This is a genomic window from Lamprobacter modestohalophilus (genome assembly GCF_016583905.1).
GTDB classification, from domain to species: domain Bacteria; phylum Pseudomonadota; class Gammaproteobacteria; order Chromatiales; family Chromatiaceae; genus Lamprobacter; species Lamprobacter modestohalophilus.
The window spans coordinates 63,623-83,327 of the sequence record NZ_NRRY01000022.1 but is presented as its reverse complement, the minus strand read 5'-3'; the positions used below and the strand labels follow the sequence as shown (position 1 = coordinate 83,327).

Here is a 19,705-nt window from a genome sequence, read left to right as displayed (position 1 = left end):
TGCATGAATTTGCTCGAACGCGAACCCTCCAAGCAACGCATGGTCAAGAAGCGCCGCAAGGCCACGTGGAACGATGACTACCGCGCTAAGGTCGTCTTTGGCTGAGGATTTATACGCGCTCGCCCTGCGCCGATGGCGAGTTCGCGGCAGTCATGAAGCTGAGTCGTGGCCAGGACGCTGAGAACACTCGAGGACTTTAGATCCATGTGCGAATTGTTTGCGATGTCGAGCCGGGTTCCAGCCACCTTGGGCTTTTCGCTCGAGCGGCTGGCGCGCCACGGCGGCGCCGAAGGCCCGCATCGCGACGGCTGGGGCCTCGCCTTCTACGAGGACACGGATTGTCTGCTGCTGCGCGAGCCGCGGCCTGCGAGCGAGAGTCCGTTGATGCAATTCATGGAGCGGCAAGGTCTGCGCACGAAGCTCGGACTGTGCCATATCCGACTTGCGACCTTTGGTGGGCTGGCGTTGCGCAATACCCAGCCGTTTGCGCGCGAGCTGGGTGGACGGATGCACGTCTTCGCGCATAACGGCGATATGCCATCGCTGGCCGATCTACGCTCGCGTTATCCAGCGCGGTTTATGCCCCTGGGTGACTCAGATTCGGAGCGCGCATTCTGTGGTCTGTTGACCGCGCTGGCGCCGGTTTGGGATGACGAGCCTGGAACGGTTCCCGACCTCGCGGTTCGGCTGGCCGTGATCGCCGACTATGCGCGCGAGATCCGTCCGCTGGGGCCGGCCAATTTCATCTACGCCGATAGCGACGCACTCTTCGTGCATGCGGACCGACGTACCCAGCCCGATGGGCAACTGCGCGCTCCGGGGATCTACTTCTTACAGCGTTATTGTTGGCGAACGGCCCCAGAACTGCACGATGCCGGCGTCAATCTGATGTCGATCCGTCAGGACGTGGCGCTAGTGGCTAGCGTTCCCTTGACCGATGAGCTCTGGGAGCCGCTGGGGGAGGGTGATCTCATCGCCCTGCGTGACGGGCTTTGTTATGGGGCTGACGGCTTGCAGGTTGAGCCGGAGCAAGCCGCCGGGAGGCAGCCGCTCCCACTCTGATGCTTTGGCGTCGCCTGGGCGTCAGACGCAGCCAGTGGGCTTCGGCAGGCCGCCCCACTTACAGATGAGCTTCATCGGGCCTTTCTTGAAGATGTTGTAGAGGTCTTTGGTCGAGACGCCTTGCTTCTTGGCAAAGATGCGGATGGGCGGCACGACGCCGTCGTTATCGTACATGCTGCGTGCTTCGCGGATGAGCTGCATGACCTGCTCGTTCATCTCGAACTCGTCTTGCTCGGCGAGTTCGACAGCAAGTTCTTCGGTCCAGTCGTCCCGATTGAGCAAAAATCCTTCGTTGTCGAGTGGTACTGCTACGGCCATAGGGTCACCTCGTCGTGTCGTTTTCTGTGTTGTATCTCATGAACTCACCTCACCAGATGGCCCCGCGATGATGAGATTCTACCTTGCTTTATGTAAGGTTTAGGGCCTGCCTTGCACGGATTGACCCGGCTAGGAGCGGTTTGTCGACGCCGTGCTCTTGCGCGGGTGGGACTCGCTGGGACCGGCCGATCAGCCGCGCTCAACGCGCGCGCTCTGTACCGCTTCGAGTACGCCATCCCAAAAGCGGATGCGTGCGCAGATGGCCTCTTCGGCCGCGATGACTGCCTCGTCGAGACGTTTTGGATCATCTTCGCAGAGCTGCTCGAGCATCGACATCGACAAGGGCCCGTGGAAGTCTTCGTCGAGATGGATGTGGCGCTTCAGGTAGTAGTGGAAGGCCGGTGCGTCCTGCTCATTGATCGCCATCCGCGTGAGCAAAGATCGGAACATCTCAGGAATCACGCGCTCGCGGCCAACGGCCAGTGCCGCGGCGACGGCGTGGGGCTTGTCTTCACGAATGAAGCAGAAGGTGGTCTCGGTGAAATAGCGTGACGGCAGCGGCACCAGCTCCGAGTAAAGGGCGGCGTCGAGCCCCTGTTCCTGCACCAGGGCGGTAAAGCGGCGCGGATTGTCGCCGTCGGCACCGATCTCGTGCATCGCCTGGCAGTAGAACTCGAAGTGGCTGCTGTAGCTTGGTCCGCTGCTGCCCTCGATCGTGTCGGATTCTTCTTCCAAGACCAGCTGGTTGATGAAGTAGCGCACCGCCGGGTTGCCCTGTGGCACCCAAGGCACCTGCACCGGGGCGAGCTTGCCCTGCAGGTATTTGATCAGCGACATGAAGTCCCAGACCGAAAAGGCATGATGGGTCATGAACACCCGAAGATCGTTGATATCCTTGAGCTCGGCGTAGATCGGATGCTGATCGAGCTCGTCGACTAGCGGTTGGATGGATGTCAGGTCGGGTGCTGCCATGGTTGTGACCTCTCGAAGTCATACGTCGCAATGTATCGGCCAATATACGCCCGAACTGGCAGGCTCCAAGCGCTGAGCCCGAGTCTGAGCACGGGCTGCAGACCGTATCGAGTTACTTGCTCGGGGTGAGCGACTCGCGCGCTGGCGTGTATAGTACGCCGCTGGCGTGACCATGCCGTCTCAGCGTCCAGAACAAGGGGGTACCAATGGAACAGATTTCTGCGGTGATTGGCTCCATCAACGGTTGGGTTTGGGGCCCGCCGATGCTCGTGCTCATCCTCGGCACGGGCCTGTACCTATCGATCGGCTTGAAGGCGATGCCGCTGCATCGGCTCGGCTTCGGGTTTCGCATGCTGTGGCGTGGCCGCAAGGAGCAGGGCAGTGGCGACATCACACCGTTCAATGCCTTGATGACCTCGCTGTCGGCGACCATCGGCACCGGCAATATTGCTGGTGTCGGTACGGCGTTGGCGATTGGCGGACCCGGCGCCCTGTTCTGGATGTGGATCACCGCGTTGGTCGGCATGGCCACCAAGTACGCTGAGGCGGTGCTTGCGGTGCGCTATCGCGAGGTCGACGAGAACAACAACCACGTCGGCGGGCCGATGTACTACATCCGCAACGGCTTGGGCCCGAAGTGGCTTTGGCTGGCGACCTTATTCGCGATCTTTGGCGCTGTGGCCGGCTTCGGCATTGGTAACACGGTGCAGGCCAACTCGGTTGCGCATGCGCTGCAAACCAAGTTCGGCATCCCCGAGCTCGGCACCGGCTTGGTGATGGCGCTGCTCGTCGGGCTGGTTCTGATCGGCGGTATCCGTTGGATCTCGCAGGTCGCTGGCCGCCTCGTGCCACTGATGGCGCTGGCCTATTTGGTTGCTGGTCTGATCGTACTAGCGCTGAACCTGAGCGAGATTCCCGGCGCGTTCGTAACCATCGTTGAATACGCCTTCACGCCCGCCGCTGGTGTTGGCGGCTTCGCCGGCGCCTCGGTGTTACTCGCGCTCCAAATGGGTGTCGCGCGAGGCATCTTCTCGAACGAGGCCGGCCTAGGTAGCGCACCGATTGCGCATGCTGCGGCGGAGACCGATAGCCCGGTTCGGCAGGGCACTGTCGCGATGCTCGGCACCTTCATCGATACCATCATCATCTGCACCATCACAGGGCTGGTGATTGTCGTTTCAGGGCAGTGGAAGGCAGAAAGCCCCGATTTCACCGACTGCGTCGAGCGCGGCGGTGTCATCGAGGAACGAGTCGAGAGTACCTGGATGATCAGAAAGCCAAGCACCCTCTGCACGCTCGAGGCTGAAGACGGCACCACTGAAGAGCACGGTCGGAATATTACCGGGGCCGCCCTGTCGGCGATTTCATTCGGTGAAGAACTGCCTGGCAGTGGCGCCTACGTGGTCTCGATTGGGCTCGCGCTGTTTGCGTTTACGACCATCCTGGGCTGGAGCGTCTATGGCGAGCGTTGTGTCGAATATCTATTCGGCATCCACGCCATCATCCCGTTCCGCGTCCTCTGGGTTGCGGCGGTACCCTTCGGCGCGATCATGCATCTGGATTTCATTTGGCTACTGGCCGACACCCTCAACGCGATGATGGCGATTCCAAATCTGATCGCTCTGCTACTGCTAAGCCCCGTGGTGTTTAAGGTGACTCGGGCGTTTTTCAACGATCAGGCACGCTCGGACTGAGGCCCTCGAGATCACGGGATCATCCCAAAACCAATGCTGGCTCTGGGCCAGTTGGCCCAGGTGTCGCATTGCTGGGCTATTCGGCCTGTTTGCTTCCACCCAAACATTCCGGCGACGTGGGCGCCTCGCCACCGCCCTTGTCGAACCATTCTTGCGGCGTCCAGGCGTGAATGGCGAGCGCGTGCAGGCCGCTGGCAAGCTCGTCACGCACGAGGGCATTGACGCGGCGGTGCCGGTCAATCAGCTTATCGCCGGCAAAGACCTCGCTGACCGCGAGCACCTTGAAGTGCGACTCAGCACCTTCCGGCACGTTGTGCATGTGGCTCTCGTCTGATACCTCCAGGTGCATCGGTTTGAGGGCGGTGGTCAGTGACTCTTGAATGCGGACTTTACGGCTCATCGGCGCCTCGTTTAGCTAACAATCGTCCGCCAGAGGTTGGGTCGTTCGTCCGATGACCAAGCGCCCGATGATCAGGCGCCTGTTTTGATGGAACCCCAGGGGGGCCTTCTTGCTGGAGCCTCTGAGGGCTCTCTTGATGGCGGTCGGGTCAGCTCGCGCTGCGGCTGGAATCACTGCTGGGGCCGCTGCTGGGGCCGCTCTCCATGCTGGCGGTCTTGGGCTTGAGCAGCTCAAGGATCTGGCCATGCCCCTGTTCGCGAGCATGATCTGCGGCTGTCTTCGCCTCGAAATCTGGCAAGGTGGTGTCGGCACCGCGCTCCAGGAGCAGTGCAACGGCCTCTTGGTGACCCCGGTGCGCGGCCCAGATCAGTGGCGTGTAGCCTTGCGTCTGCTCTTTGGCGTCGATCATGGCCCCCTGGGCTAGCAGCTGCTGCATCACGGCGGTATGGTTGTTTGAGGCCGCCAGTAGCAATGCCGTGTAACCGCCTTGATCGACTGCATCGACGTCAGCACCTGCGGCGAGCAGGCGCTCGACCGTCTCGACATGGCCATGCACGGCGGCCATCATCAACGGTGTCCACTGACAGCTGTTGCGCACATTGGCATCAACACGGCTGCCCAGTAGGCGCTCGACGGTCGAGACATCGCCAGTTTCAGCGCCGCTCAGAAGTGCTTCGGCCTGCTGCTGAGGGTCGCTGGTCTCGCTGCAGCCAATGAGCAACAGCACTGCGGCGATGGTTGAGCTGGTCTTGATGGTCATCGGGATAGCGCTCTCGGCGGCCTGCGGATCATGAGGCAATGATTTACAGAGGTTGCCACCCATGCCCATGACAACCCGCAAAACCCCCTGAATTTCCCGGAAAAAGGATGGCGTAATGCAACTTGTCGGAATCCTGATCGCAATCTCGTTGCTGCTGCTGGTCGGCCTTGGTGTCGCAGCCCTGTTCATGGCTGGCCGCAGTAGCCGTTCTGCAAACGATGATGATCCTGATTCGCGCGGCTGATCGTGCCGGGCATCGGACAGGCCGATCAGCCCGAGGCGCTAGTGAGCCATCCAACAGCGCTGTCGGTTACAGCGTACAAGCATGGCATCGCGATCGATGCAGCCAACGCGATGCAGCTCAACGGCAGCTTTATCGGAGAGGAGGATCGCGCCGATCTCGTCAAGCCTGCAGCCTTGTTGCCGCGCGAGCTGCTCGGCATCGAAGGCCCAGATACCGATTCGGATAGCGGGCTGGAGGGCGGTCGCGGTCTGAGGCTGTGCTGCGTGAGGCACGAAGGGCCTGGGGTCTTGCCGATGTTTGCTGACTGCGTCGGGATCGAGGGAGGCTGGGCCGCCGTTGTCGATGGGCTCGGCCAGCTGCAACTGCCGGCGATCTGTCTGCAGAGGCGTCGAGCGCACACTGGCTCGGGTGAACTGCAGCCATTGCGCGCTCAGTGATGCCAGTGCTCGCTCCAGATGGGCTCGATAGGTTTGGGTAATATCGGTTGACCAGGAGCGCTCGGTGCCGGCCCGCCAGATCTCTGTAGCGCTCAACTGCGCGGTTACTCCGCCTTTGCTCTGGCTGAAGTCAGCACGGATACGCAGCAGGGTCTTCTCCGGTCTGTGCGCATCGGCGGGTCCGGCGCTGGCCGGCTCGTCCAAAGGGGTTTCAAAGATCGCATAGTCGCGCCCGCTGTCAACAAGGTGCCACCCTTTGATCAGGGCCGCGTCGAGTGACAGCGCCTTGGCTCGAGGGACGGTCGCATCGGGGAGCTGAATACTCGGGGCTCGAGTGCTCATGAGGCTGTCGGCGTCTGGGACCTGCCCGCGAGCGGACGTGCTGGCCTGGCCGAGGGCCATGAAGGCGACGAGCCAGAGCGTGATGAGGTCAGGCGCAAAGACTCGGCAGGTGATTGCTGGCCGGTTCATCAGCGCAATCTTGAGCACGAACTAACGTTCATGGCGCGTTGCCACTCCGATACGATGAAGCGCTTGTGTCACAGTAACGGCTGATTGCCGGCGACGCTCTCGGCAGGCGGCTGCTCGGTCTTTGTCGCTCAGTTGATATCGCGGCAGACACCGCCTTGGCAGCGTAGCAAGAGGTTAGGGCTACCAGCGCATTGCACCTCATAGAGCTCAAACGCTGTTGTCGTGCTGAGCAGCACCGCACCGCGCTCACCGACGGCGCAGCCTCGCTCACGCGCTGAGGCTTCGGCGTAGAAGGTCCAAAGCCCGCGGCGGGCCTGGCTGTCGAGCACGAGCATCTCGTTGCTTTCGCTGAGCGTTGTTTCAGCGTTGAGGTCTTGCGCGGCGCTCATGCCTGAGCCGATGGGCTGGGGCTCCCGTGGTGCGCCGTCTCCGGTCTGCAGCGGCGGCGTTGGCGCCGGAGACGTTGCGATTGGCGTTGCGATGGGAGTCGCCACGGCGGCCATGGTCGCGCCGTCCGTGTTCTCGACCGGCATAGTCAGGGCGGAACTGTTGGTGTCGCTGCTGGGCGGCGCAGTGCCGTCGTCGCTGACTGTGCCAGCCTCTGCGATAACGACTTGATCGGGATCGGGTGGTAGCGGGATCTCTGAGGCGATGCGTGTTCGGTTTTCCAGCCAGGCGCTCGCTAACGCATTCAGCGAGATCATTAGCTGGTCTTGGTAATCGGCGGTGTAGTCGACGCGGCGCTCTTGTTCGGTGCCTGGGTTGACGATGATCGACGAACTCAAGCCAACGACGACGTCGTTGCCGCGCTCACGCAGCCGAGTCTCAATCTGGAGCTTTGGGCGGGTGAGCACGCCCTCTGGGCTCAACATCTGTGCCTGCGGAGAGCTTGCGGGCAGTTCACGCTCAAGCAGAACCCGTTGATCACCGACTTCGGTGATCTTCCAGCCCTTGCTGCGCGCCATCCCCATCGCGAGCAGCTGTGCCTCCTCGACCCCGCCATCTGGAAGCAAGATCTCTGGCCCCGATGATCCGGCAACGGCACCGACCCGAGTGGGCTGCGATGAGCAACCGATAGCGAGCAGGGTCGCACAGAGGAGGCAAAGGAAGAGGCACTGCTTCACGTCGAGCTCCGATGGTTACTCGTTTATCCGAGGATCACTCATTTTATTGACGCGATGCTAGCACAGAGCGCCTGGCGTACAGTTGCGTCTGCGCCTCGAGCCAAGGGCCGGGGCCGAGCGGCTCCCGGGGAGATCCGCGCTTGCGGATTGCCGAGCCGCTCGCGGAGCAAGCGATGGCCGGTGGCCCAGACTGCAGCTGAGGTGGACAACGCAACCTGCCTTTGTGCACCATTGGAGGATAGCGAGATCGAACACTTGGAGTGAAAACGATGGCTGGTAGTGGCGTCAATAAGGTGATCTTGATCGGCAACCTCGGCGTCGATCCGGAGGTGCGCTACCTGCCGAGTGGCAGCGCTGTCGCCAACCTCCGTCTTGCAACCAGCGAGTCCTGGCGCGATAAGACGACCGGAGAACCGCAAGAGCGGACCGAATGGCATCGTGTCGCGTTGTTCGGCAAGCTTGCCGAGATCGCAGGTCAGTACCTTCACAAGGGCTCCAAGGTGTATATCGAGGGTAAGCTGCGGACGCGTAAGTGGCAGGGCCAGGACGGACAGGATCGCTACACGACCGAGATCGTCGTCGACATCAATGGCTCGATGCAGATGTTGGATAGTCGCGGTGGTGGTGCCAGCGCTGGTGGCGGAGGTGACGGCGACTATGGTCGGCCCGCAGGCACTGGCGGGTCCAGTAGCGCGCCAGCACCGATGCGTGAGGATGGAGGCTCGCCGGCCCCAGCGCCGGACATGCGCGGGGATGGGGGCGACTTTGACGACGATATTCCGTTCTGATTGCGATGTTGGCTCTGGCTCCCGTGCACTGGTTTTGTGCTCCGGTTCCGACGACGCATTGCGGGCTCACGCTTGCAATGAGCTTCACCCCGATTGCAGCTAGGCTGTGGGCTCACTGCAGCTGCTTCTCAGCTCCAACGCTGTCCCGTGCTTGACGACAAGGTTGACGACTCAACGATGACCGATACCCCACGCATCCTGCTCATAGGCTCCGATGGTCAAGTCGGCTGGGAGCTGCGACGCACCTTGGCGCCGGTAGGCCAAGTGATTGCCGCTTCACTTTCCGGTCAAGACGGCCCTTCTGTCGACCTCACCGAGCCAGCCTCGGTGAGGCGGCTATTCCACGAGACGGCGCCGGACGCGGTGGTCAATGCCGCGGCCTACACCGCAGTCGACAAGGCCGAAAGCCAGCCTGAGCTGGCTCAGGCGATCAACGGCGATGCGCTGGCGTTGATTGCGGAACTGTGCACGGCGCCACGCATCCCGGTGATCCACTACTCGACTGATTTCGTTTTCTCCGGCATCACCGATCATCCCTACCGAGAGGATGACCCTGCCGAGCCTAGGAGCGTCTACGGGCGCACCAAGCTGGCGGGCGAGCAGGCGTTGCTCGAATCCGGCGCGCCGGCGCTGGTGTTTCGCACCGCTTGGGTCTATGGCGTGCGTGGCAGCAACTTCTTGCTGACGATGCTGAATCTCTTTCGTGAGCGGGCGGAGCTGCGCATCGTCGATGACCAGATTGGCACCCCGACCTGGAGCCGAATGCTGGCCGAGGTGACGGCGCAGATCGCCTATCGTGTGTTCCATGGCGGCCTCGACATCGAAGGGGTCAAGGGGCTGTACCATCTCACTGGGGCCGGTGCGACCTCCTGGTTTGGGTTTGCTGAGGCCATTCGCGAAGCGGCTGGCAGTCAATGCCGGTTGCTGCCGATACCGACCAGCGAATACCCGGCTCCGGCGCAGCGGCCGGCCTACTCGGTGCTGGATACGGGCCATTTTCGCCGAACCTTTGGGCTGGCGCTTCCGGATTGGCGTCAGTCATTAGCGCTCTGCCTCGCCGATCTGCGCGAGCAACGTCCGCTCATGACGTCAGCGGCGATCGCGCCGAAATAATCCGAGCGCCGCGTCGGGCGTTTCACATAACCCAACATTCACTGTGCCAGTTCCAAAGCTGGTGCGAACCTTGCGTCGGATTCGCTAAGACACAGGCAACCGGTCGAGCCTTGGTCGTTAGCAGGCCGACCATCACCGCATTTTCTAGGTAAGCAACCTAGGTAAGCAACCGAGGACCTCCTCCACTATGACCACCACCCATGATGGCGCGTCGCGAACCAGTAACACTAAGCTCTTGAGCTGGGTCGATGAGATGGCCAGCCTCTGCAAGCCAGATCGCATCTACTGGTGCGATGGCAGCCAGGAGGAGTACGACAGGCTGTGTGAGGAGATGGTGCAAAGCGGCGCTTACACCCGGCTGAATCCAGAGAAGCGTCCTAATAGCTATCTGGCACGTTCACATCCAAGCGATGTTGCGCGTGTTGAGGATCGCACCTTTATCTGCTCCGAGCGGAAGGAAGACGCCGGGCCGACCAATAATTGGATGGACCCCAAGCAGATGCGCGCGACCCTGCGCGAGCGTTTCGACGGCTGTATGCAGGGCCGCACCCTGTATGTGATCCCATTCAGCATGGGGCCGATCGGCTCGCCGATTGCCCATATCGGCGTTGAGATCACCGACTCCGCCTATGTCGTGACCAACCAGCGCATCATGACGCGGATGGGACAGGCGGCGCTGGATGCCCTGGGTCCAGATGGAGACTTCGTGCCTTGCATGCACTCGGTTGGGGCGCCTTTGGCCCCGGGTGAGCAGGATGTGCCCTGGCCCTGTGCAACCAATGTCGAGGACAAGTACATCACCCATTTTCCGGAGACCCGAGAGATCTGGTCGTTCGGCAGTGGCTATGGTGGCAACGCGCTGCTCGGCAAGAAGTGCTTCGCGCTGCGCATCGCCTCGGTGATGGCCCGCGATGAGGGCTGGCTCGCCGAGCACATGCTGATCTTGGGCGTGAAGTCTCCGGAGGGCAGCAAGCACTATGTCGCCGGTGCCTTCCCGAGCGCCTGTGGCAAGACCAACTTCGCCATGCTGATCCCGCCAAAAGGTTTCGAGGGCTGGGAGGTGACCACGGTCGGTGACGATATCGCCTGGATCAAGCCGAACCCGGAGGACGGCCGCTTCTACGCGATCAATCCGGAATATGGCTTCTTCGGCGTCGCCCCCGGCACCAACGACAGCTCGAATCCGAATGCCATCGCCTCGCTGCGCAGCAACGCGATCTTCACCAACACCGCGCTCACCGATGACGGCGATGTCTGGTGGGAAGGGCTGACCAAGGAGCCGCCTGAGCATCTGATCGACTGGCAGGGCAACGACTGGACTCCGGGCTGTGGTCGGCCGGCTGCACATCCCAACTCGCGCTTCACCGCGCTGGCGAGCCAGTGTCCGTCGATCGATCCGGAGTGGGAGAATCCGGCCGGTGTGCCGATCAGCGCCTTCCTGTTCGGCGGCCGCGTCAGCAAGAACTTCCCGCTCGCGTTCCAGAGCTACAACTGGGAGCACGGCGTCTACATGGCCGCAACCATGGGCTCCGAAGGCACCGCAGCCTCGATTGGCCAGGCCAACATGCGCCGCGACCCGATGGCGATGCTGCCGTTCTGCGGCTACAACATGGCCGAGTACTGGAAGCATTGGCTGCGCATCGGCCGCAAGAATGTGGCGACACCGCCGCGCATCTTCCGCGTCAACTGGTTCCGCAAGGACGAGCATGGCAAGTTCATCTGGCCTGGCTTCGGCGACAACATGCGCGTGCTCAAGTGGGTGATCGACCGTGTCGACGGCAGCGCCTCGGCCATCGAAAGCCCACTCGGCTGGCTGCCGGCCTGGGATGACTTGACCTGGGAAGGGCTCGAGTTCAAGCCCGAGCAGTTCTTCAACATCATGAACATCGACAAGGAGATCGCCCGCCAGGAGACGGTGGAGCAGGACGAACTCTTCACCCGTTTCGGCGATCACCTGCCGCGCGAGATGGAGCTGGAGCGCGAGCTGCAGTTGGCTCGGCTCTATCACTCGCCGGACGTCTGGGATCTGTCGCGCGTGGCTGCGCGCTGAGGACGAGAGGCCAGTGCACCGCGCCGATCCGCTCGGCGCGGTCTCGCGCTGGCTCTATGAGCTGGCTCTGTGATTAACGGCCCATGGCGGCGCGCCCGACGATGTGCTCGGCCCAGGCGCTGTGGGTGGCCAGCTCACACATAGAGCCGCCGAATTTGAACACGGCCCGGTCATCGTCGAGGATGCGTTGTGCGGCCTCCAAGTCGCTGGGTGAGACGCGAAAGCGGCTGTCGATCAGGGGTAGCTGATCGGGATGGATTGCGGTCTTTCCGCAGAGGCCGTGGGCAAGGTCTTCGCCAAGCTCTTCTTCGAGGATCTCGGGGCAATCGATGTGCTCGAGCACGGGGGCGGTCAGCTGGAAGCCGTGGGGTTTGAAGACGGTGACTAGGTTGGCGATGGTTAGCCCGAGCGGGGTTCGATAGAGGGTGCGGTCGCGTGGGCGTCGAATGCCAAGGAGCGCAAGGAGATCGTTGCCGCCGATGCGTAGCGCGAGGATCTGGTCTTGATAGCCCCGTTCGATGATGTAGTCGCGCAGTTCGGTCATGCGCGCGGGATCGAAGACGTCACGGGTCTCGAGCGTCGGCATGCAGTGGTAGCGGCGCCGGCTGCCACCGAGCTGATCCATGTAGGCGTCGATGTTGCTCATATCGAGCTTGGGTAGGACGAAGCCGTCGAGCTTGTCGATGCCGGGTAGATCCAGCAGCCAGCCCAGGATCTCAGGGTTGCGCACGCGCACGAAGCGGAGTGTCTCACTGCTTGGGCGCATCTTGTCGAGAAAGTGGCGCAGGTTGTCGAGCGCCGGGCCCAGGGCCTCGGCGGCGACTGCGTCTTCGGTGCAGAAGATGACCGAACGCAGCTCAGGCCATTTGCGGCCATTGGCGATTGATAGGCAGTCCTTGTGCGTGACGGGGACGTATAAGGAGCCGCCTAGGCGATAGGCTTCAAGCATCGGTGACCGCTCTGGAATACTGAAAATGCTAGGCCGCTTGTTCCGGAAGAGGGAGCTGGAATCTTCCGGCAACGACACCCGCAACGGTCAGGTCTTCATCCAAAGTTTCCCAGCGGAGCGCATAGCCATTGACCTCAATGGTCACTTGTTTTAACTGCTCCTGAGTTGCTGCTCGGAGCGTCTTAAAACGATCCGCCGGGAAACCAACGATGCGCCCATCCGTGAGCTCGAGGTAAATCATTCTCGCCTCGGCCCAAGCACGCAGGGCGCATGGCTCATTGTCAATCGCCGTGGTATTCATGAAACTGCTCCAAAAGAAATGCTTGATTGTCGAAGACAATTCTCTCGATGTCTCTTAGTTGATGCGCGGGGATGCCCCGGTTTCGTGCGAGTGAAATCGGTGACAACCAAAACTTGCACTCACCTTCAGCGCTGCGAATATGGATATGAGCCGGCTCAGTCCCTTCGTCAGAGTAGAAGTGGAATCTTAGGCCTTGGATTCTTAGGATGGTTGGCATGCCTGAATCAACGCAACAGCTTGATAGGGTAGGCTGGGGTCGACCTCGCAGCGCACGCCCTTTTCGTCGGCGAGCTGGCGCAAGTGTGCAACCTCGGGGGGCTCAGCGTCGCGCAAGATCAGCAGCTCGGGCACGCGCCGTAGCAGCACGCGGGTGGCTTCGCCTATACCCGGCTTGATCAGGTTCTCGTCGCGGATGGCGAAGCGGCTTTTGAGCTCGGCGATGAGGCGTTGTGAGCGCGTCCGCGCCGGGGTGGGATCTATTGGGTTGGGGTTAGGCCGGTAGCCAGCGTCGATCTGCTCGCGAATGGCCTCGCGCAATGCCTCGACGAACCAGACCGAGCGATCCTGAGGCGCGAAGTCGGCGTAATAGACGCAGCCGTGGAAATCCTGCGGGCCGATCTGTTCGTTGAGGATGGAGCGGCTGACGAGTCCTGATAGGGTCGCGTTCATGATGCTCGAGGGGATCAGGTAGTCGGCATCCGAGGGCGCAATCCCGACCCCGGCGAGATCGGTGAGGGCATAGAGGTTTGGGTCTAAGCACAGGCTCGGGAACCGGCGTTGGCGCCGGTCTTCGGTATTGGCATCGGCTTCCTCCTCGCCCTGGCGGCGATGCTCGGTGAAGTCAGTGATGGCGCGCCGCAATGTTCGCGCGATGACGCCTTTGCCCGTCCAGCCGTCGATGAAGACGATGCTGGCCGGGTCATGACCGGCCTGCTCGAGCACATAGCGCAGCGCCTGTTGATCGATGCCGCGATCACGAATGATCGAGAGCGAATAATGCGTTGTCGGGCGGGCGAAGAGGTCCGTTAAGGTGTGCTTGAGCACCGCGCCGACCGGCGTGCCGGCGCGCGCCAGTGAGAGCAGCGTGATCGCGCCGGGCCGCTGGTTGGCGATGATGACGGCGAGATCGAGCAGCCCCTGCGCCATGCGCGCCCGATTCATCGCCCAGGCCTGCTCGAAGAGGGTCATGTAGCGCGGCGAGGGCAGGGACTCGCGGCTCAACATCTCGCTGTAATGGCGCTGTCCGCTCTGGATCAGTCGTTCCTTCTCGGCGACTGGCGTCGGTTCGAGCTGGATCGGCGTTAGCAGGAAGTGCACGTCCTCAGGGCGATAGCTGCCGTGAAAGCAAGCGCCCTGGGCAGGCTGCTGTTTAGGTTGCGACCGCAGCTGCGGCTGGGACTGCTGCGGCTGTGATTGCTGCGATGGTGGCTGCTGTGACTGTGGCGGCGGCTGCTGCTGCGACCGCGGCTGCGATTGCTGCTGCGGCTGCAGCGGCTGGTGGTGGTGTTCCAGCGGATCTCGGTCCATGGGATGTGCGTGGCGATGAAGATGAGCGGGATGCGATGGGCAGACCGAGCCGCGTGCGCTAGAGCAGCGGGCGGCCGAAGGTCGCGGCGAAGAGCTGCGTATCGCGCGGGGTGATGCAGTAGTCGCATGCGGCGATGAAGGCGCCGTCGATGAGACTGTCACCGACGCCGATGGTGAGCAGCGCTTCGCCGTCGTGGCTGAGGCAGTCGATCAGATGGCGCACGGCGTGCTCCTTGCCGATCCCGCGCGGGATAACGGCTAGATTGTTGTCGTTGCGATGCACGCGGTAGGCGCCGCCCTGCGCGGCGAGCCAGGGCTGGATCAACTCGGCGTCGAGCTGTGCCAGGTCCTCATCACGACCGTCGCGATACTTGGCGACGAAGTAGAAGGGCAGTTCAAACTCGCTGACCAGGCGGACGCGGGCGGCGAGGTCGTTCGCTTGAATAGAGGCTTGCGCCTGCTCGAGCAGATCCAGGAGATCCCTGCGTGCATCATTGGACACCCCGCGCATGCGCTCCAGCCACTCCGGGTCGGGCGATCCACTCGGATCGAGTAAAACGCCGCCATAGACCAGGATCGACCAGCTCTGGAACGGCAGATCGACCCGGCGCAGCGCATCCAGGTCGCGCGCCGTGGTCGGCACCAAGGTGGCGTCGGCCGCGAGCCAATCCCAGAACGCACGCTGTTTGCCGGTCATGAACGAATGCGCGCTGCCATCCCGCAGCCGGGCTACGGGGTGCAGCGCGCCGTCCGGCGGGCATTTGCGATGGCTCTGGAACAGGGTGTCGTCCAGATCCAAAAACACGAGCTTGCGCACGCTGGGTCTAAAGGCCTTGATGACTCACCACGGATTCACGATGATTTACGCAGATCCTGTCTTCTTCGATCTGTGTTTATCTGTGTCCATCTGTGGTTCAAAGCGATTGAGATCAGGTTAGGCCAGCTCGAATTCAGCGGGATTGAGGCTGAGTTCCATCGCCAGCTTGCGCGCAACCCGCTTCTCGTCATCATCGAAGACGCCGTCGGCACCCGCGATGGCGATGATCAGGCGCATGATCAGGCGTGCCGCCGAATCATTGCTCTTCATCTTGCGCACAGACTCGTAGGCCTTGCTCTCGCCGAGATCCTTGTCGAACTCGATTTGGGTGACGATGTTCTGGAAGCTGTCGATCAGATCCTTGCTCGAAAAGACTGACAGCGCCTCATAGTTCTCGATGAAGCGCATCATCTTCTGCTTCTCGTCCGATGAGATGTGACCGTCGGCCATGGCGATCAGCACCGAGCCGCTGACGGCGGCGTTCATGAAGTCCTTGTTCTTGAACTTGAGCGCCTCGTTCTTTAGCTCGGAGGCCTTGGTCTTCAGGTTGTCGAGAAAGTTTTGGAAGCTCATGGTGATATCTCAGGTGTTGATGGGTTGTTGGTCAAAGATGCAGGGGCGCTGAATGCTTACACGCGATCTTGGCGTTCTTGCTTAATCCTTGCTTCCAGAGGTCCAGCGCAGGCCCCAGTGATGGGCCTGGTCGACTTCGCGATGGCCGCGATAATAATCCACCAGCTTGGTGATGCGTACTGCGCCGGCGTCGTTCTCGAGTAGGGCGATGGCGCACATGGGCTGATGGTTGCTCTGCGAATCGAGTTGGACCTCGATCTCGGGCTGTCCTGGCGTCTTCAGACTGATCTTGGCGTTGGCCTCGGCCCAGTTGGGCGCGCCCTCGTAGATGAAGGCATAGATGAGGACACGTCGGATGGCATCCCAGTGCTGGCCATTGATGCGCAGGTTTTCGCCTTCGCTGCTGGTACCGCTGCGATCATCGGCATCCAGCGCGATGTAAGGCGGCTTGAGCAGATCACCGAAGTTGTTGCCGAGCGCCTGGATCGCGCCCTTGTCGCCAGTGCGCAGCTCGATCAGGCAGCCGAGGTCGAGATCGATTTGGTTCGTGCGTTTGCCGCCGAACAGGCCGCGCTTGACGGTACCGGCTGCCGCTGGGCGCCAGCTCAGGTTGATCAGGATCTCGCCATGCTCGGCATGGCCTTGCTTTTCAAGCGAGATGCGGTTGCCCTTCTTCTCCAAGGTGATCTTGCTGAGATTGACTGGCGGCGATTTGGGCTGAGAGGGTGGCGATTGCGATGCTGGCGGTGGAGATGCCTGCGAGGTTGTTGCCCGCGATCTTGTCCCCTGCGAGGTTAGCGGCTGCGGCTGCCCTGGTGGTGGCGGCTGCGGGGGCGCGGCCGCCGGCGTCGGCTCGGCGACCGTGCCGCCAAAATGCTCGACCAGGGCCGCAAGCCCACCGTTAAAGCCCTGGCCGATGGCGCAGGTTCGCCAGACGCCGCCCTTGCGATAGACCTCGAGTAACATCAGCGCCCGCTCGGCGGCGAAGTCGGCTCCGCTAAAGGCAAAGCGTCCGCTCTCGGTGGTGCCGTCGCCGTCGCCATCGAGGAAGCGTACATGGCCTTGACCAATGTTCGACATCGCGCCCGCGCCTTCGATCGCCGCGGTGATGGTCAGCCGCTCGATGCTCGGCGGCAGCTTGCCGAGATCGATGTCGAAGCGGATCTGATCGCCTGGGTGACCAGAAGGGCCTCCAGCGAGTGCGGCAGACGGGCCACTCGCGGCGGTACTTATAGGCGTGCTCAGCCGTACCCCGCCGCAGGGCGAGGTCGGCTGGTTGAAGAAGGTCATATAACGCTCATCGGCGAGCTTGCCGGCGGCATCCAGCCCGAAGCAGGCGAAGTCGATGCTCAAGCCCGGTGCCTGGATGGCGACACCGAGCCCAAAGCGCTCGCCGTTGGCGATCAGGTCCGTGATCTTGGCGCGTTGTCCGCGTGTCAGGTCCATCTGCGGCTAGCCGACGTTGACGCCATGCTGCTGGGCGAGTGCCTTGAGTCCGCCGGCATAACCTTGGCCAACCGCCTTGAACTTCCAGTCGCCGCTGTGGCGATAGATCTCGCCGAAGATCATCGCGGTCTCGGTCGAGTAGTCTTCGGACAGATCGAAGCGCACCACTTCTTGGTTGTTGTCGCGGTTGACGATGCGCACGAAGGCGTTGCTGACCTGACCGAAGTTCTGGCCGCGGGCCTCGGCATCGTGGATGGTGACGACGATGACGAGGCGCTGAATCGTGGCGGGCACCTTGGAGAGGGTGACATAGACGGACTCGTCATCGCCTTCGCCCTCGCCGGTGAGGTTGTCGCCAGTGTGCTCGACCGAACCATCCGGTGAGGTCTTCTGGTTGTAGAAGATGAAGTGGCTGTCGTCTGGCACCTTGCCATCGTCCTTGACCATGAACAGGCTGGCGTCGAGGTCGAAATCCTTGCCATCGGTCGCCCGCGCGTCCCAGCCCAGGCCGACGAGCACGTTCTCCAGATTGGGTGCTTCCTTGCTCAGGTTGACGTTACCGCCTTTGCTCAAGCTGATTGCCATCAGTGCCTCCGCTTGGGGTTGAGTGTGGGGGTTGCTGGTTGATGCTGGTTAGGCTGAGGACATGCCAAGATGATGCTCGATACGCTGCGCTGGTAGACATCCTGGGACAGGTGGCTACTAGGCCTGGGGACAGTTGACTAGGCAGCCTTGACTAGGCACAGGTCCCAGCGGGCGAGGTCTGGTAAGACACGCACCGCGCGCCGAGCTGCGCACGCACATCCATTAAGCTACCGCTTGGGGTCTCGTGACAAAGAATGATGCGGGCATAGGCATTGGGATCGACATTGTACAGATAGTTCGGGATGCCTTCGCCATAATTGTCCTTAAAGACCAGACGTTGGCTGATATCCGCACCACAGAGGATGGGCGAGCGGGTCGTCGACTGCACCCGCACGTTGCGTCCCTCGAGCTCCAAGGCCCGCCCGATCCGGAACGCCGGGTGCATCAGTTCGCCGGTGCCGAGCACGAGCAGCGGCGCCTCCAGCGGCAGATCGTCCACCAGCGCGGCGACATCCAATGCGCAGAGCGGCCAGCGTTGGCTGATGCCGAAACGCCCGCCGGTGGCGGCGAGCTGGTCGAGGCGCCGCCGATTATCGCCGACCGCGTTTGGGGCTGGCTGCTCGGCGAGCCGAGGCGCTGGCCTGAAATCGATCTCGGCATCCAGCGCGCTGATCAGGGTCACCGGCAGTCCGAGCTGGTCGCTGAAGGCCGCGGCACGCTGTTCCCCGCTGAAATTGGTGATGGAGACGAAGTGAACGCGCTCTAAGCCGGGATTGCGTGCCCGGTAGGCGGCGGCCAGATTGCAGAGCGTGGAGCCGGTGCTGATCTCGTCATCGATTAGGATCAGTTCAGAGGCCGTGGCGAAGCGCCGCTGGTGCTCCGGGTCGAGCGGTTCGTACAGGATCTGATCCGGCGCATGGCAATGGTCCTCTTGGAAATCCAGGGCGCGACAGCCGGGCACCCGATAACGGGTCGAGTGCAAGAACAGGGCCTTGGCATCTGGATGCTGCGCGAGCAGCGCCTCGAACACGCCCTGACCTAGACCGGTAGCGGTCTCCGCCATGGCTACGAACAGCCAGGGGCCCGAGCTTGGCATGAGGGTTTGGGCGAGGGCTTGGGCAAGATGGCGATGGATCTGCTCCATCGCCGCCGGCCGAGCTGGCCAATGCTTGCCCAGCACCTTGCTGACGAATAGGAATCCGCGCTTGGGATTGGCGCGCGCGGCAAAACCGCAGAGTTGATCGAGCGGGAATGCCGCGCGCCTAACCCGGACCTTAAGCGTGCCAGTGGCAAGCTCGACGTGCAGGGTTTGGTTGGGGTCCAGGTGGTTGTCTGAGCACATGCGGAAGTTTCCGGTCGCCGATGGAGACGGTGTGATCATCGACGCCCAAGAGGGCGACCGGAGCGATGGGGCCGTGTCAGCAGCCGCCTTATAGATGTGGCTTGATCTGCGGCAGCAGCTCCTCGAAGGTGCGCCCGCGACCCACCTCGCCAATCGCGTGCATCTTCCACTCGCCGTTGTGGCGGTAGACCTTGGCCATGATCATTGCCGAGTGGCCGCCCTGGCAGGAGAGGTCGTAGCGCGCGATCTCGCTGTTGTTGGCGCCATTGACGATGCGGCAGAAGGCGTTCTCGACCTGCGAGAAATCCTGGCCGGTGTAGTTGTTGACGGTGAAGACTAGGCTCTTGACGTTACCCGGCACTGCGGAGAGATCGACCTTAATCTGCTCGTCGTCACCGTCGCCCGCGCCGGTCCGATTGTCGCCGGTGTGCTCGATGCTGCCGTCCTTACTGCGCAGCTGGCGGAACCAGATCGCATCGAGCTGATTGCCTTGCTCGTCGAACAGCAAGCAGGAGGCATCCAGATCGATACTGCCGCCACCACCGCCACCGAACAGGCCGCCGAGCATGCCTGACTTCTTGCTGTTAGCCGCGTCCCAGCCGAGGCCCATGATGATCCGGCTCAAGCCGCCGCCGGCCTCCTTCTCTAACGAGATTTTTTGACCCTTTTGCAGGTTGATGCCCATCTTGGTTGTCCTCGTTTCGGGTGAATGATGTCGTTGTCGTGACTGAA

General features: G+C 62.1%; 22 protein-coding genes. 6 read left to right on the top strand and 16 right to left on the bottom strand.

Going from position 1 to position 19,705, the window contains the following annotated elements; translation table 11 throughout:
* The first annotated feature begins 204 nt into the window (after positions 1-204).
* Positions 205-1,062 carry a class II glutamine amidotransferase gene (locus CKO42_RS14080; protein ID WP_200245039.1) on the top strand — a complete coding sequence of 286 codons (858 nt, stop codon included), beginning with the start codon at positions 205-207 and terminating at the stop codon, positions 1,060-1,062.
* Positions 1,063-1,083: 21 nt separating this feature from the next.
* Here the strand turns inward: CKO42_RS14080 and CKO42_RS14075 are convergent, their stop codons facing one another.
* Both CKO42_RS14075 and CKO42_RS14070 read right to left on the bottom strand, forming a co-directional pair.
* Positions 1,084-1,380, bottom strand: coding sequence for a TusE/DsrC/DsvC family sulfur relay protein (locus CKO42_RS14075; protein WP_200245038.1), 297 nt, complete (start codon positions 1,378-1,380; stop codon positions 1,084-1,086).
* Between the two features lie 189 nt (positions 1,381-1,569).
* Complete coding sequence (locus CKO42_RS14070; protein WP_200245036.1) at positions 1,570-2,352, bottom strand: DUF3050 domain-containing protein; 783 nt, start codon at positions 2,350-2,352, stop codon at positions 1,570-1,572.
* Between the two features lie 206 nt (positions 2,353-2,558).
* Here CKO42_RS14070 and CKO42_RS14065 point away from each other — a divergent pair, with 206 nt between their 5' ends.
* A complete protein-coding gene (locus CKO42_RS14065) occupies positions 2,559-4,046 on the top strand; it encodes an alanine/glycine:cation symporter family protein (RefSeq protein ID WP_200245035.1) in 1,488 nt (495 codons plus the stop codon).
* 76 nt (positions 4,047-4,122) lie between these two features.
* On the opposite strand, the gene CKO42_RS14060 is transcribed toward CKO42_RS14065, so the two are convergent.
* Together CKO42_RS14060 and CKO42_RS14055 are read right to left on the bottom strand one after the other, a co-directional pair.
* Positions 4,123-4,446, bottom strand: coding sequence for a BolA family protein (locus tag CKO42_RS14060; RefSeq protein ID WP_200245032.1), 324 nt, complete (start codon positions 4,444-4,446; stop codon positions 4,123-4,125).
* Between the two features lie 148 nt (positions 4,447-4,594).
* Positions 4,595-5,206 (bottom strand): ankyrin repeat domain-containing protein, encoded by a 612-nt coding sequence (locus CKO42_RS14055; RefSeq protein ID WP_200245030.1) that lies wholly within the window; start codon positions 5,204-5,206, stop codon positions 4,595-4,597.
* Positions 5,207-5,321: 115 nt separating this feature from the next.
* On the opposite strand from CKO42_RS14055, the gene CKO42_RS27965 reads away from it, so the two are divergent.
* A complete protein-coding gene (locus CKO42_RS27965) occupies positions 5,322-5,450 on the top strand; it encodes a hypothetical protein (RefSeq protein WP_274608919.1) in 129 nt (42 codons plus the stop codon).
* A 38-nt stretch (positions 5,451-5,488) separates the two neighbouring features.
* Here CKO42_RS27965 and CKO42_RS14050 read toward each other — a convergent pair whose 3' ends face one another.
* Both CKO42_RS14050 and CKO42_RS14045 read right to left on the bottom strand, forming a co-directional pair.
* A complete protein-coding gene (locus CKO42_RS14050; protein WP_200245028.1) occupies positions 5,489-6,358 on the bottom strand; it encodes a hypothetical protein in 870 nt (289 codons plus the stop codon).
* Between the two features lie 128 nt (positions 6,359-6,486).
* Positions 6,487-7,482 (bottom strand): RodZ family helix-turn-helix domain-containing protein, encoded by a 996-nt coding sequence (locus CKO42_RS14045; protein ID WP_200245025.1) that lies wholly within the window; start codon positions 7,480-7,482, stop codon positions 6,487-6,489.
* A gap of 269 nt (positions 7,483-7,751) precedes the next feature.
* On the opposite strand from CKO42_RS14045, the gene ssb reads away from it, so the two are divergent.
* From ssb to CKO42_RS14030, 3 genes are all read left to right on the top strand, one after another.
* Positions 7,752-8,270: a single-stranded DNA-binding protein gene (ssb, locus tag CKO42_RS14040; protein ID WP_200245023.1), complete on the top strand. Its 519-nt coding sequence runs from the start codon at positions 7,752-7,754 to the stop codon at positions 8,268-8,270.
* 177 nt (positions 8,271-8,447) lie between these two features.
* Positions 8,448-9,383, top strand: coding sequence for a dTDP-4-dehydrorhamnose reductase (rfbD, locus tag CKO42_RS14035; RefSeq protein ID WP_200245021.1), 936 nt, complete (start codon positions 8,448-8,450; stop codon positions 9,381-9,383).
* A 187-nt stretch (positions 9,384-9,570) separates the two neighbouring features.
* A complete protein-coding gene (locus CKO42_RS14030) occupies positions 9,571-11,433 on the top strand; it encodes a phosphoenolpyruvate carboxykinase (GTP) (RefSeq protein ID WP_200245018.1) in 1,863 nt (620 codons plus the stop codon).
* Between the two features lie 73 nt (positions 11,434-11,506).
* Here CKO42_RS14030 and CKO42_RS14025 read toward each other — a convergent pair whose 3' ends face one another.
* The 10 genes from CKO42_RS14025 to CKO42_RS13980 all read right to left on the bottom strand — a co-directional run bounded on the left by CKO42_RS14025 (position 11,507) and on the right by CKO42_RS13980 (position 19,658).
* A complete protein-coding gene (locus tag CKO42_RS14025) occupies positions 11,507-12,382 on the bottom strand; it encodes an HpcH/HpaI aldolase/citrate lyase family protein (protein ID WP_200245017.1) in 876 nt (291 codons plus the stop codon).
* A 28-nt stretch (positions 12,383-12,410) separates the two neighbouring features.
* Positions 12,411-12,683, bottom strand: a complete 273-nt coding sequence (locus CKO42_RS14020; RefSeq protein WP_200245015.1) for a DUF2442 domain-containing protein — start codon at positions 12,681-12,683, stop codon at positions 12,411-12,413.
* Positions 12,664-12,900, bottom strand: a complete 237-nt coding sequence (locus tag CKO42_RS14015) for a DUF4160 domain-containing protein (protein ID WP_200245013.1) — start codon at positions 12,898-12,900, stop codon at positions 12,664-12,666. Before CKO42_RS14015 ends, CKO42_RS14020 begins: the two co-directional genes overlap by 20 nt.
* Positions 12,885-14,069, bottom strand: coding sequence for a cysteine protease StiP family protein (locus CKO42_RS14010; protein ID WP_274608922.1), 1,185 nt, complete (start codon positions 14,067-14,069; stop codon positions 12,885-12,887). Before CKO42_RS14010 ends, CKO42_RS14015 begins: the two co-directional genes overlap by 16 nt.
* A 199-nt stretch (positions 14,070-14,268) precedes the next feature.
* On the bottom strand, positions 14,269-15,027 hold the full coding sequence (locus CKO42_RS14005; protein ID WP_200245011.1) for a haloacid dehalogenase: 759 nt from the start codon (positions 15,025-15,027) through the stop codon (positions 14,269-14,271).
* Between the two features lie 117 nt (positions 15,028-15,144).
* Positions 15,145-15,600 (bottom strand): tellurite resistance TerB family protein, encoded by a 456-nt coding sequence (locus CKO42_RS14000; RefSeq protein WP_200245009.1) that lies wholly within the window; start codon positions 15,598-15,600, stop codon positions 15,145-15,147.
* An 81-nt stretch (positions 15,601-15,681) separates the two neighbouring features.
* Complete coding sequence (locus tag CKO42_RS13995; protein WP_200245007.1) at positions 15,682-17,046, bottom strand: TerD family protein; 1,365 nt, start codon at positions 17,044-17,046, stop codon at positions 15,682-15,684.
* Positions 17,047-17,052: 6 nt separating this feature from the next.
* Complete coding sequence (locus CKO42_RS13990; RefSeq protein WP_200245000.1) at positions 17,053-17,631, bottom strand: TerD family protein; 579 nt, start codon at positions 17,629-17,631, stop codon at positions 17,053-17,055.
* A gap of 151 nt (positions 17,632-17,782) precedes the next feature.
* Complete coding sequence (locus tag CKO42_RS13985) at positions 17,783-18,973, bottom strand: phosphoribosyltransferase domain-containing protein (protein WP_200244999.1); 1,191 nt, start codon at positions 18,971-18,973, stop codon at positions 17,783-17,785.
* 88 nt (positions 18,974-19,061) lie between these two features.
* Entirely contained in the window at positions 19,062-19,658 is a 597-nt protein-coding gene (locus tag CKO42_RS13980) for a TerD family protein (RefSeq protein WP_200244996.1), read from the bottom strand.
* Between the last annotated feature and the right edge of the window lie 47 nt (positions 19,659-19,705).

Excerpts from the sequence above, each read along its gene's own strand:
- CKO42_RS14080 (WP_200245039.1), top strand. The coding sequence starts at position 205 with ATGTGCGAATTGTTTGCGATGTCGAGCCGGGTTCCAGCCACCTTGGGC.
- CKO42_RS14075 (WP_200245038.1), bottom strand. The coding sequence starts at position 1,380 with ATGGCCGTAGCAGTACCACTCGACAACGAAGGATTTTTGCTCAATCGG.
- CKO42_RS14070 (WP_200245036.1), bottom strand. The coding sequence starts at position 2,352 with ATGGCAGCACCCGACCTGACATCCATCCAACCGCTAGTCGACGAGCTC.
- CKO42_RS14065 (WP_200245035.1), top strand. The coding sequence starts at position 2,559 with ATGGAACAGATTTCTGCGGTGATTGGCTCCATCAACGGTTGGGTTTGG.
- CKO42_RS14060 (WP_200245032.1), bottom strand. The coding sequence starts at position 4,446 with ATGAGCCGTAAAGTCCGCATTCAAGAGTCACTGACCACCGCCCTCAAA.
- CKO42_RS14055 (WP_200245030.1), bottom strand. The coding sequence starts at position 5,206 with ATGACCATCAAGACCAGCTCAACCATCGCCGCAGTGCTGTTGCTCATT.
- CKO42_RS27965 (WP_274608919.1), top strand. The coding sequence starts at position 5,322 with ATGCAACTTGTCGGAATCCTGATCGCAATCTCGTTGCTGCTGCTGGTC.
- CKO42_RS14050 (WP_200245028.1), bottom strand. The coding sequence starts at position 6,358 with ATGAACCGGCCAGCAATCACCTGCCGAGTCTTTGCGCCTGACCTCATC.
- ssb (WP_200245023.1), top strand. The coding sequence starts at position 7,752 with ATGGCTGGTAGTGGCGTCAATAAGGTGATCTTGATCGGCAACCTCGGC.
- rfbD (WP_200245021.1), top strand. The coding sequence starts at position 8,448 with ATGACCGATACCCCACGCATCCTGCTCATAGGCTCCGATGGTCAAGTC.
- CKO42_RS14030 (WP_200245018.1), top strand. The coding sequence starts at position 9,571 with ATGACCACCACCCATGATGGCGCGTCGCGAACCAGTAACACTAAGCTC.
- CKO42_RS14025 (WP_200245017.1), bottom strand. The coding sequence starts at position 12,382 with ATGCTTGAAGCCTATCGCCTAGGCGGCTCCTTATACGTCCCCGTCACG.
- CKO42_RS14020 (WP_200245015.1), bottom strand. The coding sequence starts at position 12,683 with ATGAATACCACGGCGATTGACAATGAGCCATGCGCCCTGCGTGCTTGG.
- CKO42_RS14015 (WP_200245013.1), bottom strand. The coding sequence starts at position 12,900 with ATGCCAACCATCCTAAGAATCCAAGGCCTAAGATTCCACTTCTACTCT.
- CKO42_RS14000 (WP_200245009.1), bottom strand. The coding sequence starts at position 15,600 with ATGAGCTTCCAAAACTTTCTCGACAACCTGAAGACCAAGGCCTCCGAG.
- CKO42_RS13995 (WP_200245007.1), bottom strand. The coding sequence starts at position 17,046 with ATGGACCTGACACGCGGACAACGCGCCAAGATCACGGACCTGATCGCC.
- CKO42_RS13990 (WP_200245000.1), bottom strand. The coding sequence starts at position 17,631 with ATGGCAATCAGCTTGAGCAAAGGCGGTAACGTCAACCTGAGCAAGGAA.
- CKO42_RS13985 (WP_200244999.1), bottom strand. The coding sequence starts at position 18,973 with ATGTGCTCAGACAACCACCTGGACCCCAACCAAACCCTGCACGTCGAG.
- CKO42_RS13980 (WP_200244996.1), bottom strand. The coding sequence starts at position 19,658 with ATGGGCATCAACCTGCAAAAGGGTCAAAAAATCTCGTTAGAGAAGGAG.